Genomic DNA, 12,365 nt, shown 5'->3' with positions numbered 1-12,365 from the left:
CATGAGTACCGCACTGGCGATGCAACGACGACATGCGAAGGTTATCTTAACCGGACTTTTTAAACATCCTCTATTAGTGTTTGAAATGACGTACGCCAGTGAACACCATAGCAATCCCATAAGTATCTGCCACTTTAATAGAATCTTCATCACGGATTGATCCGCCCGGTTGAATGATTGCTGTAATTCCTGCTTTTGCTGCTTCTTCTAATGTATCTGGCATTGGGAAGAAAGCATCAGATGCAAGCGCGCTACCTTGTGCTTTTTCACCAGCTTGTGTAATTGCGATTTTTGCAGAACCTACACGGTTCATCTGTCCCGCACCGACACCAATTGTCATATCATCTTTCGCTAAAACAATTGCGTTTGATTTCACATGTTTTACAACTTTCCAAGCGAGTTTTAAATCTTTCCATTCTTGCTCTGAAGGTTCACGTTTCGTTGGAATTGAAATTGTACTTTCATCTAATGATAACGTATCTTCCTCTTGAACAAGAAGTCCACCTTGTACAGAAGTTAGTTTTTTGCTTGCACTTGTCGCTTTTTCAATATTTATAGTTAATAAACGTAAGTTCTTCTTACTTTGCAACACTTCTAAAGCTTCTTGCGAGAACGAAGGTGCGATAACAATTTCTAAGAAAATTTCATGTAACTTTTCTGCTGTAGCTTTATCAATTTCACGATTTGCTGCGATAATACCGCCGAAGATTGATACTGGATCTGCTTCATAAGCACGAGTATATGCTTCGTGAATATTAGTTCCTACTCCAACACCACATGGATTCATATGTTTTACTGCTACTACTGCTGGTTCTGTAAATTCTTTTACGATGCTAAGCGCTGCGTCTGCATCATTAATATTGTTATACGATAATTCCTTACCGTGTAATTGTTCTGCGTATGCAACAGAAGAAGTTGCTGCGAATGGCGCTTTATAGAAAGTTGCTTTTTGATGTGGGTTCTCGCCATAACGTAAGTCTTGCTTTTTCTCAAATGTCACAGTTAATGTTTCTGGACTTTCTTCACCCATTTGCTCTGTTAAGTAGTTAGAGATTAACGCATCATATGCCGCTGTATGACGGAATACTTTCGCTGCTAATTTACGTTTCGTTTCTTCTTTTACTTCACCGTCTTCTTTCAGTTCTGCTAATACAACATCGTAATCTACTGGATCTACAATTACCGATACAAATTTATGATTTTTCGCAGCAGAGCGAATCATTGTCGGGCCACCGATATCAATATTTTCAATTGCATCAGCAAATGTTACATCAGGCTTAGCGATTGTTTCTTTAAATGGGTATAAGTTAACAACAACAAAGTCAATTGGCTCTATACCTAACTCATTCATTTGTGTTACATGTGTTTCATTATCACGAACTGCTAATAGACCACCATGAATATTTGGATGTAATGTTTTCACACGGCCATCCATAATTTCAGGGAAACCAGTTACCTCAGAAATGCCGATTACTTGTAAGCCATTTTCTTCTAGTAACTTTTTCGTACCACCTGTTGAAATAACTTCAATCCCTTGTTCTAGTAACCCTTTAACAAATTCTACTACTCCTGTTTTATCTGAAACACTTACTAATGCACGCTTTTTCATTTATCCTTCACCCCTGGTTGTATGTTAGTTAACAGTTGATTCTTTCACAGACTGAACAATTTGATTCACTGTATTTACGTATAATTTATGTTCAACTTGTTGAATTTTCTTTTGTAAGCTTTCTCTCGTATCCCCTTCAGAAACAACCACTGCTTCTTGTGCAATAATTGGCCCTGTATCCATACCTGCATCTACATAATGAATTGTTACTCCAGTTACTTTCACACCTGCTTCTAACGCTTGACCGACAGCATCTTTACCCGGAAAGCTCGGTAGTAATGATGGATGAATATTAATAATCTTCCCGCCGTATGCTTCTAGTAACGTCGGCCCGATTAAACGCATATATCCAGCTAAAATAACATAATCAATTTCATATTCTTCTAGCTTCTTTAATATCTCTTTTTCAAACGCTTCTTTTGACTCATATGCTTTCGCTGAAAAAGCAAAACACGGAATATGATGATAATTTGCCCGTCCAACAGCGCGTGCTTCTGGTTTATCACATACTAATAAACTAATTTCTGCATCCAATCTTTTTTCTTCTACCGCATTAACGAGAGATTGAAAGTTAGATCCGCTTCCAGAAGCAAAAACTGCTAATCTACTCATAGTGCTGTGCCCCCATTAAAAGTAACGCCAGCTCCTTGTATAGTACGTCCAATAATACGAGCCATTTCTCCTTGCTCTTCAAGAAGACGAACAACATCTTTTGCATCTTCTTCCTTCACTGCTACTACCATACCAATACCCATGTTAAAAATATTGAACATTTCTTTCTCTTCCAGTTTTCCAACTTCTTGAAGCAAACTAAAGATCGGCTGAATTTCCCAAGATCCTAGTTCAATCTCAGCACCGATTCCTTCTGGCAACATGCGTGGAATATTTTCAATAAATCCACCACCTGTAATATGCGCCATACCGTATACTTCATGTTTCTTCAATAGTTCTAAAATAGGTTTGACATAAATTTTCGTTGGTTTTAATAATTCTTCACCAAGAGGTAGTTCTAAGCGGCCATAAATACGCTCTAAAGATAGTTCCCCATCTTCTAATAACACTTTTCGTACTAAAGAGTAACCATTGCTATGAATACCGCTAGATGCTAAGCCAATTAGCACGTGACCAGCTTCAATCTTTTCACCTGTTACAATTTTCTTTTTATCAACAATCCCAACTGTAAAACCAGCTAAATCATATTCTTCCGTAGAATACATTCCTGGCATTTCAGCTGTTTCTCCACCGATTAATGCACAACCAGCTTGGCGACAGCCCTCTGATATACCTTTGACGATGTTTTCAATTTTACTAGGTTCAGCTTTACCACAAGCAATATAATCAAGGAAGAAAAGCGGCTCTGCTCCTTGGACAACAATATCATTTACACACATTGCTACTGCATCAATACCAATTGTGTCATGTTTATCTGCCATAAAAGCGAGCATCAATTTCGTTCCCACGCCATCTGTTCCAGATACTAATACAGGTTCTTCTAATGCAAATTTTGATAGATCAAACATACCTCCAAAACCGCCTAAACCGCCTAGTACTTCTTTTCTCATAGTTGTTTGTACGTGTTTTTTCATGCGAGATACCGCTTCATATCCAGCTTCAATATCTACTCCTGCTTGCTTATATGCATTCGCCATCGTTATTTACACCTCGTCTTTTAATTTCTCCCCATCCAGGGCGGGCTATTTTAAGAAAGGATCTAGCTCCTACATCAAAAGAAGTAGAAGCTTTTCTCACTTTTCTTATTTCATACTTTCTAAAAGCTCTTGCTCATAATCATAAAGAGCTGTTGGATAGTCCCCATTAAAGTAAGCCATGCATAGGCCGCCATATTTCCCTTCATATGGACGTCCAATTGCATCTACTAATCCATCTTCGCTTAAAAATGTTAAAGAATCTGCTCCGATCATTTCACGGATTTCTTCTACTGTATGATTTGCTGCAATTAATTCTTTTCTCGTTTGAATATCAATGCCATAGAAACATGGATATTTCAGAGGTGGTGAAGCAATTCTTACGTGAACTTCTGTCGCTCCAGCTTCACGAAGCATACGAACAATTCGTTTACTTGTCGTTCCTCTTACGATAGAGTCATCAATCATAACAACTCGTTTCCCTTCAACTACACCTCTTACTGCGGAAAGCTTCATCTTAACCCCTTGCTCGCGCAGTTCTTGAGAAGGTTGAATAAACGTACGTCCAACGTAACGATTTTTAATTAATCCTAACTCATATGGAATACCTGTCGCCTCCGCATAGCCAATCGCAGCTGAAATACTAGAGTCTGGTACACCAGTAACAACATCAGCTTCAATAGGAGCTTCTGCCGCTAAACGTTTCCCCATATTCTTACGTGCTGCATGAACATTAACGCCTGCAATATTAGAATCTGGTCGTGCAAAGTAAATATATTCCATACTACAAATTGCATGTTCTACATCGTTTGTGAAACGATCTACGTGAATTCCTTCATCATTAATGATAAGTAATTCACCCGGTTCTACATCACGAATGTATGTTGCACCTACTACATCAAAAGCACATGTTTCAGATGCTACAACGTAAGCATCCCCCATCTTTCCAATTGAAAGCGGACGGAACCCATTCGGATCTAATGCAACGATCATTTCATTTCCAGTTAGTAAAAGATACGCAAACGCACCTTTCACTTTATTTAAAGCCTCTTTTACACTTTCAATTAAAGAATCTTTCGTGCTACGTTTAATAAGATGTAAAAGTACTTCTGTATCTGAACTAGTTTGAAAAATACTGCCCTCTGCTTCTAATTCACGACGAAGCATTTTTGCATTAATTAAATTTCCGTTATGAGCTAACGCCATACTATGATCGGAAAAACGGAACAACAATGGTTGAACGTTAGCAACTTCACTTCCACCAGCTGTTGCATATCGTACATGTCCGATTGCTGATTTTCCATTTAATCCTTCTAGCTCACCTCTTGAAAACACTTCTGATATTAAACCTAACCCCTTGTGACCGACGATTTTTTCCCCATTATTTACGACAATGCCTGCGCCTTCTTGCCCACGGTGCTGTAAACTGTGCAATCCGTAGTATGAAACTTGTGCTGCATTTTCATGCCCCCAAATTCCGAAAACGCCACATTCTTCGTTTAACCCCTTTATTTCAGCAAGCATGGGATTGCCCCTTTCCAAGCCTTTCTCATTTCATCTACATTTGCTGTAAGTAATACTTCATTTTCTTCATTATGAATTGTTACTTCATTTGTACTTGTTACTTCTCCAACTTGGATTGCTTCTACCACTTTCTCAAACGCCTCTTTATTTTCACGTTTTACAGTTATCACGAAGCGAGACTGTGATTCAGCGAATAATGCTGCTGTTGCTTCTCCATCTAATTTCACAGTAGCACCTAAGCCTTTAGCACCAATTGCACTTTCTGAAATCGCAACTGCTAAACCACCTTCAGCAACATCATGTGCAGATTGAACAAGACCAGCTTGAATTGCTTCTAATACTTGTTTTTGGCGTTTTAATTCTACATCTAAATCGATACTTGGTGATTGACCGAAAATTTTGCCGTGAATCATTTTCTGTAATTCACTTCCGCCAAACTCAGCTTGCGTCTCACCAATTACATACACTAAATCACCAGCTTGCTTAAACTCTTGTGTTGTTACATGTTTTAAGTCATGCACAAGTCCGACCATCCCAACAGTTGGTGTTGGATATACAGCTTCACCACTACGCTCGTTATACATCGATACGTTTCCGCCGATAACTGGTGTTTGTAATGTGCGACAAGCTTCACTCATACCGTCTACTGATTTCTCAATCTGCCAGAAGATTTCTGGTTTTTCTGGGTTACCGAAGTTTAAGCAATCTGTAATTGCAAGTGGCTCTCCTCCAGAACATACGATATTACGCGCTGCCTCTGCTACTGCAATTTTACCGCCCATCTCTGGGTCTAGATAAATGTAGCGAGAGTTACAATCTGTCGTCATTGCTAATCCTTTTTCTGTACCGCGTACACGTACAACTGCAGCATCTGAACCTGGCGTAACAACTGTGCTTGTGCGAACTTGGTAATCGTATTGATCGTATACCCACTCTTTACTTGCAATTGTTGGTTGCTGTAATAAAGCGAATAACGTTTCTTTATAATTTTCTACTTTTGGCGTTTCCATTTTCATTGCTTGGAATTCAGCAAAGTATGCTGCTTCTTTTGATGGCTTATGATAAATTGGTGCTTCTTCTGCTAAAGCATCTGCTGGAACTTCAGCTACCTTTTCACCTTTATGGAATAAACGAAGCATTTTATCTTCCGTTACTTTCCCCATCGTAACCGCTGCAAGACCATACTTCTCAAATAAATCTACTATTTCTTGTTCTCTACCTTTTTTCACAACAATTAACATACGCTCTTGTGATTCAGATAGCATCATTTCATATGGTGTCATTCCTGTTTCACGCTGTGGTACATCATCTAAGTACATTTCAATACCCATTCCTGCTTTACTTGCCATTTCTGCAGATGATGATGTTAAACCAGCCGCACCCATATCTTGAATTCCAACAAGTGCATCGGATTGAATTAATTCTAAACACGCTTCAATAAGAAGTTTTTCCATAAATGGATCCCCTACTTGAACCGCTGGACGTTTCGCTTCTGAGCTTTCAGATAGTTCTTCCGACGCGAATGTTGCACCGTGAATACCGTCACGACCAGTTGATGCTCCTACGTACATTACTGTGTTACCAGCACCGTGCGCTTGCCCTTTTTTAATGTCTTCGTGGTTAATCAAACCTACGCACATTGCATTTACAAGTGGATTTCCTTCATAACATGGATCAAATTGTACTTCGCCGCCAACAGTCGGAATACCGATGCAGTTACCGTATCCTGCAATTCCTGCTACTACTTCTTCGAATAAATATTTCACACGTGGTGACTGTAATTCACCGAAACGAAGTGAGTTTAATAGAGCTACCGGGCGTGCTCCCATAGAGAATACGTCACGAATAATACCACCAACACCTGTTGCAGCTCCTTGATATGGTTCAATAGCTGAAGGATGGTTATGACTTTCCATTTTAAATACAACTGCTTGATTATCACCGATATCTACAATTCCAGCACCTTCTCCAGGTCCTTGCAGAACGCGCTCACCTGTAGTTGGAAACTTACGAAGAACTGGTTTCGAATTTTTATAACTACAATGTTCAGACCACATTACAGAGAATAACCCTGTTTCTGTATAATTTGGCAGACGACCTAAAATCTTTTCAACCATGGCAAACTCTTCGTCTGTTAGCCCCATTTCCGCATATATACGCTCTTCTTTAATTTGTGTTGGATTTGGTTCAAGCATTAACGACATATGTTTCCCTCCACTGTTTTAAGATAGATTGAAAGACTTTTAACCCTTCAGCACCGCCAAGTAATTCATCTACAGCACGCTCTGGATGTGGCATCATACCAAGTACATTTCCTTTTTCATTTACAATACCAGCAATATCTGAAACGCTACCGTTAGGGTTTTCTACGTAACGGAATGCGATTTGATTGTTCTCTTCTAATTGTTTAAGCGTCGCTTCATCACAATAGTAATTCCCCTCACCATGCGCGATTGGAATATTAATTACTTCATCTTTTCCATATTGTGATGTAAACATCGTTTCATTATTTTCAACACGCAACTGAACAGTGCGACACATAAATTTTAAGTTTTCGTTTCTCATTAACGCTCCTGGTAGTAATCCTGATTCAACAAGAATCTGGAATCCATTACATACACCTAAAATCGGCTTTCCTTGCTCAGCAGCTTTTTGCACTGCTTTCATTGCATTAGCAAAGCGAGAGATAGCACCGCAGCGTAAGTAGTCACCATAAGAAAATCCACCTGGTAGTAGAATTGCATCATATTCATCTAGATTCTCTGTATCGTGCCAAACGTAATCTACTTCTTCGCCAAGCTCATCTTTAATTGCATGGAACATATCGACATCACAGTTCGAACCCGGAAATACTATTACGGCAAATTTCACTGTGCGACAACCTCCTCAACTTCATAACGGAAGTCTTCCATTACAACGTTCGCTAATAGTTTTTCACACATTTCCTTTACCTTGCTATCTAAATCAGATACAGATTTATCAATTGTTAGTTCCATGTACTTTCCGATTCGAACATCTTGTACTTCTGTGAATGAAAGACTATGAAGTGCTCCTTTTACTGCTGTTCCTTGTGGATCTAATACGCTTTCTCTTAATGTTACATATACCTTAACTTTATACATGTGAAATTCCCCCTAAACGTTTTAAAATCTCTTCATAAGCATCTGTTAAATTTCCAAGATCGCGACGGAATACGTCTTTATCAAACTTTTCATTGCTCGTTTCATCCCATAAACGGCAAGTATCCGGTGAAATTTCATCCGCTAAAATGATTTCTCCTTCTTCCGTTACACCAAACTCTAATTTGAAATCTACTAATCTTACACGACAGCTTGCGAAATGATCAATCAACACTTGATTGATTTGTAGAGCCATATCTCGTAATACACTTACTTGCTCTGGTGATGCAACGTTTAATACACGAATATGATCTTCCGTTACAAGCGGATCTCCTAAATCATCATCTTTGAAGTAAAATTCTACGATTGGTTCTGCAAGTACAGTTCCCTCTTCCATTCCTAATCGTTTTGAAAGACTTCCTGCAATTACATTTCTTGTGACAACTTCTAAAGGAATAATACTCACTTTTTTAACAAGTTGTTCTGTTTCAGATAACTTCTCAACAAAATGTGTTTTAATTCCCACTTCTTGTAACTTTCTGAACAATAAAGTTGTAATTTCATTGTTCAAACGACCTTTTCCTGTAATCGTCTCTTTTTTCTCCCCATTGAAAGCAGTCGCACTATCTTTGTACTCTACCCAAACCATATCTGCTGATTCTGTACGATAAATTCTTTTTGCCTTACCTTCATACAGCAATTCTAGCTTTTGCATTTCGCAAGCCCCCTGTAGTTTGAAAAATGTGAATAATGTTTTTATAAAGAATGGCACAGAATGACTCTATTCTGTGCCATATGAAATTTTACGCTTCGTTTAATCCAAGGCGTTCAAAGATTGTATCAACGTGTTGCATATGATGCTCATAGTTGAAGCATTCATTAATTTCTTCTTGTGTTAACTTGCTTGTAATACGCTCATCAGCTTCTACAAGCTCTTTAAATTGTACTTGTGTTTCCCAAGCTTCCATCGCTTTAGGCTGTACGATATCATAAGCTTCTTCACGTACCATACCTTTGTCGATTAGTGTAAGCATTACGCGCTGAGAATAAATTAAGCCGTATGTTCTTGTCATATTGCGTTTCATATTCTCTGGGTATACAGTTAAGTTTTTAACGATATTACCAAAGCGATTTAACATGTAATTTAATGCGATTGTAGCATCTGGTAAAATTACACGTTCTGCCGAAGAGTGAGAAATGTCACGCTCATGCCATAATGGAACATTTTCGTAAGCTGTCATCATATAACCGCGGATAACACGAGCTAAACCAGTCATATTTTCAGAACCAATTGGATTACGTTTATGTGGCATTGCAGAAGAACCTTTTTGACCTTTTGCGAAAGCTTCTTCAACTTCACGTGTTTCACTCTTTTGTAAACCACGAATCTCAACTGCCATCTTTTCGATAGATGTTGCAATTAGTGCAAGTGTTGACATGTAGTGTGCGTGACGATCACGTTGCAATGTTTGTGTTGAAATTGGTGCTGCTTCTAATCCTAAGTTTTCACAAACATATTTTTCTACGAATGGATCGATATTTGCATATGTACCAACCGCACCAGATAGTTTACCAACACGAACTGTATCAGCAGCTTGTTTGAAACGCTCTACGTTACGTTTCATTTCTTCATACCAAAGACCAAGTTTTAAACCAAATGTTGTTGGTTCTGCATGAACACCATGTGTTCTTCCCATCATGATTGTGTATTTATGCTCTTTCGCTTTGTTAGCTAAAATGCTTACAAAGTTCTCTAAGTCTTTTAATATAATTTCATTCGCTTGTTTTAAGATGTAAGATAATGCTGTATCTACTACGTCTGTAGATGTTAAACCGTAATGCACCCATTTACGTTCCTCACCTAATGCTGGCGTTTCTGATACAGCACGAGTGAATGCAACTACGTCATGACGTGTTTCTTTTTCAATTTCATAAATACGATCAATATCAAATGATGCATGCTCACGAATTTTCTTAACATCTTCTTTTGGAATATCGCCAAGCTCAGCCCATGCTTCACAAGCTAAAATCTCAACTTCTAACCATGCTTTAAATTTGTTCTCTTCCGTCCAAATTGCACCCATTTCTGGGCGTGTATAACGACTAATCATCTTTTTCCCTCCAACAGTTGTTCTTGATGGTCCCAAATATGCAAACTCTTCGCTTTTTCTAGAGCGACTTCAATATTATCATTTAAAATATTAACATGCCCCATTTTTCGCTGTGCTTTTGCTTCTTCTTTTCCATACAAGTGTAAATAGCACCCGGTTAATCTATTCACTTGTCTTAGGACCCCTTCTATATGTTCGCCTAAAATGTTTACCATGACAACTGGTTTTAACAAATTTGTTTCTCCTAGAGGTAAATTACAGATTGCTCGAATATGTTGACCAAATTGACTCGTCTCACATGCATCCTGTGTATAGTGTCCTGAATTGTGAGGTCTTGGCGCTAATTCATTAATATAAATCTCACCATTATCTGTAGCAAACATCTCTACAGCTAGTGTTCCCACAAGTGCTAATTCATCCGCAAGTACCTTTGCATAAGCAATTGCTTTTTGAGAAAGCTCTTCTGTAATGCGAGCTGGAACGATAGATTCATGTAAAATGTTATTTACATGAATATTTTCTGCTACTGGAAACACTTTTGTTTCACCACTTACACTACGAATCACAATAACTGATACTTCTTTTTCAAAAGGCACCCATTTCTCTAAAATACATTCTGCTTTATCCACAAGATTTCTTGCTGTCTCAACATCAGCTTCACTTCTTAAAACAACTTGTCCTTTCCCATCATATCCACCTGTCGTCGTTTTTAAGACGGAAGGGAATGATAACTCAGCAATTGCTTCTGTAAGCTGATCTTGATTTTGAACTAATCTATACGTTGCTACTGGTAACCCAGCCTTCTCAATCGCATTCTTTTCTGTAAAACGATTTTGCGTTGTATTTAACAACTGACTACCTTGTGGTAAGTACGCATGTTTTTCAAGCCATTGTAAACATCTATAATCAATATTCTCAAATTCATATGTGACAACATCACTTATCTCTGCTAAATGCTGAATTGCTTTTAAATCATCATATGGTGCAACAATTTCAATATCAGCAACTTGTGCACATGGTGAATGCTTTGTAGGATCTAAAACAGCAATTTTATATCCCATTTCCTTAGCTGCCAATGCCATCATTCTTCCTAGCTGGCCGCCTCCAATAATACCGATTGTTTTTCCAGGTAAAATGATTCTCGTCATACTAGCTCACTACCTTCACGCACATCTTTTTCAATCGCTTCTCGTCTCAATTCTAATGCATCATGTATATCATCATGGAATGATCCAAGTATTTGTGCGGCAAGTAATCCAGCATTCGTTGAACCAGCTTTACCAATTGCAACAGTTGCAACTGGAACACCTCCTGGCATTTGGACGATGGATAATAATGAATCTAAGCCGTTTAATGCTTTTGATTGAACTGGAACTCCAATTACAGGAAGATTTGTCTTCGCTGCAACCATTCCTGGTAAATGTGCTGCTCCACCAGCTCCAGCAATAATAACTTTCAATCCACGTTCACGAGCCGTCTCTGCATATTCAAACATATAATCCGGAGTCCGATGAGCGGATACAACTTTTTTCTCATACGGTATATTTAATTCATCTAAAATGTCACAAGCATATTTCATTGTTTCCCAGTCTGACGTACTTCCCATTATGACTCCAACTAGTGATTTCATATTAGAATCCCCCCGATTCAAATAAAAAAAGCCTGAAATAGAACAGTTTCTCTTTTACTATGAGAGAAAGCGCTCTACTCAGGCATACGTATCCCTTGTGAATAGAAAAATACCGAGTGACTTTCCCTCATAGTCTAACGAATAACGGTCGTTAGGTAGAGACTTGCAGGCCATATCCCCGCGATTATATGAGGTCTTATATTATTGTTTCTATGGTTATATTAACAATATTTCATAAACAATGTCAATAAATAATCGAATGTTTTTTTATTAGTAGTCAATAACGTTCGTGTTTTAGTTATATTCAAAAGAAGAATTGCAACTATATGCAAGAAGAAAAGGGAATTAGAATATATATTTCTAGACATCTATTTTACGTATAATCTTTTAAATGGCACTTCAGTATGTTTTAAATCAAAATATATACACTCTTGTATTATTATAACGATTTAATTTCTAAGGAGGATAACTGTTAAAGAAAGAACTATGCTATTATCCTATTTATTTTTCTCTATTGTAGTAATTTCTGTAATTATTAAATACTTATTTATAGCATCTCATTATTTAAAATATATACTTATGATAGAAATAATGTGTCCTATTTTAAGTATTACTTTAGTGGCTATTTCATTCTTTTTCGTCTTTAGCTTTATTAAATTTATGGATTATAGCATTCGGTAAATAAAAATAAACACAAAAAAACCTAAGTCAAAATGACTTAGGTTC

11 protein-coding genes, 1 pseudogene and 1 riboswitch are annotated in these 12,365 nt (G+C 37.8%); of the genes and pseudogenes, 1 reads left to right on the top strand and 11 read right to left on the bottom strand.

The genetic code is table 11. The features are described 5' to 3' along the window. Positions 1-73: 73 nt before the first annotated feature. The 11 genes from purH to purE form a co-directional block, all read right to left on the bottom strand. A complete protein-coding gene (purH, locus tag ACQGS6_RS03805; RefSeq protein WP_000745437.1) occupies positions 74-1,609 on the bottom strand; it encodes a bifunctional phosphoribosylaminoimidazolecarboxamide formyltransferase/IMP cyclohydrolase in 1,536 nt (511 codons plus the stop codon). 24 nt (positions 1,610-1,633) lie between these two features. Next, complete coding sequence (gene purN / locus ACQGS6_RS03800; protein WP_000088589.1) at positions 1,634-2,221, bottom strand: phosphoribosylglycinamide formyltransferase; 588 nt, start codon at positions 2,219-2,221, stop codon at positions 1,634-1,636. Continuing rightward, positions 2,218-3,258 (bottom strand): phosphoribosylformylglycinamidine cyclo-ligase, encoded by a 1,041-nt coding sequence (gene purM, locus ACQGS6_RS03795; RefSeq protein WP_001262439.1) that lies wholly within the window; start codon positions 3,256-3,258, stop codon positions 2,218-2,220. Before purM ends, purN begins: the two co-directional genes overlap by 4 nt. Positions 3,259-3,363: 105 nt before the next feature. Then, the gene (purF, locus tag ACQGS6_RS03790; protein WP_000879025.1) at positions 3,364-4,779 is read right to left on the bottom strand and encodes an amidophosphoribosyltransferase; all 1,416 of its coding nucleotides are present in this window, start codon (positions 4,777-4,779) and stop codon (positions 3,364-3,366) included. Then, positions 4,764-6,983 carry a phosphoribosylformylglycinamidine synthase II gene (gene purL / locus ACQGS6_RS03785; protein ID WP_000055565.1) on the bottom strand — a complete coding sequence of 740 codons (2,220 nt, stop codon included), beginning with the start codon at positions 6,981-6,983 and terminating at the stop codon, positions 4,764-4,766. The genes purF and purL overlap by 16 nt, the downstream gene beginning before the upstream one ends. Then, positions 6,967-7,650, bottom strand: coding sequence for a phosphoribosylformylglycinamidine synthase subunit PurQ (gene purQ, locus ACQGS6_RS03780; protein WP_000666787.1), 684 nt, complete (start codon positions 7,648-7,650; stop codon positions 6,967-6,969). The genes purL and purQ overlap by 17 nt, the downstream gene beginning before the upstream one ends. Continuing rightward, the gene (gene purS, locus ACQGS6_RS03775) at positions 7,647-7,901 is read right to left on the bottom strand and encodes a phosphoribosylformylglycinamidine synthase subunit PurS (protein WP_000278823.1); all 255 of its coding nucleotides are present in this window, start codon (positions 7,899-7,901) and stop codon (positions 7,647-7,649) included. The genes purQ and purS overlap by 4 nt, the downstream gene beginning before the upstream one ends. Next, positions 7,894-8,613, bottom strand: a complete 720-nt coding sequence (gene purC, locus ACQGS6_RS03770) for a phosphoribosylaminoimidazolesuccinocarboxamide synthase (RefSeq protein ID WP_001170544.1) — start codon at positions 8,611-8,613, stop codon at positions 7,894-7,896. The genes purS and purC overlap by 8 nt, the downstream gene beginning before the upstream one ends. An 88-nt stretch (positions 8,614-8,701) precedes the next feature. Further along, positions 8,702-10,009 (bottom strand): adenylosuccinate lyase, encoded by a 1,308-nt coding sequence (gene purB, locus ACQGS6_RS03765; protein WP_000625682.1) that lies wholly within the window; start codon positions 10,007-10,009, stop codon positions 8,702-8,704. Continuing rightward, positions 10,006-11,157 (bottom strand): 5-(carboxyamino)imidazole ribonucleotide synthase, encoded by a 1,152-nt coding sequence (gene purK, locus ACQGS6_RS03760; protein WP_098397934.1) that lies wholly within the window; start codon positions 11,155-11,157, stop codon positions 10,006-10,008. The genes purB and purK overlap by 4 nt, the downstream gene beginning before the upstream one ends. Further along, positions 11,154-11,639 (bottom strand): 5-(carboxyamino)imidazole ribonucleotide mutase, encoded by a 486-nt coding sequence (purE, locus tag ACQGS6_RS03755; protein WP_000839367.1) that lies wholly within the window; start codon positions 11,637-11,639, stop codon positions 11,154-11,156. Before purE ends, purK begins: the two co-directional genes overlap by 4 nt. Before the next feature lie 110 nt (positions 11,640-11,749). Next, positions 11,750-11,851: riboswitch (purine riboswitch) on the bottom strand. 274 nt (positions 11,852-12,125) lie between these two features. Between purE and ACQGS6_RS03750 the strand changes: the two are divergent. After that, positions 12,126-12,324 (top strand): annotated as a pseudogene (locus tag ACQGS6_RS03750) (hypothetical protein). Positions 12,325-12,365 lie beyond the last annotated feature (41 nt).

Source organism: Bacillus sp. GMs2/2, assembly GCF_050172095.1.
Taxonomy (GTDB): domain Bacteria; phylum Bacillota; class Bacilli; order Bacillales; family Bacillaceae_G; genus Bacillus_A; species Bacillus_A cereus.
Note: the sequence above shows the minus strand (reverse complement) of the source record. Positions and strands in the feature narration are given on the sequence as shown.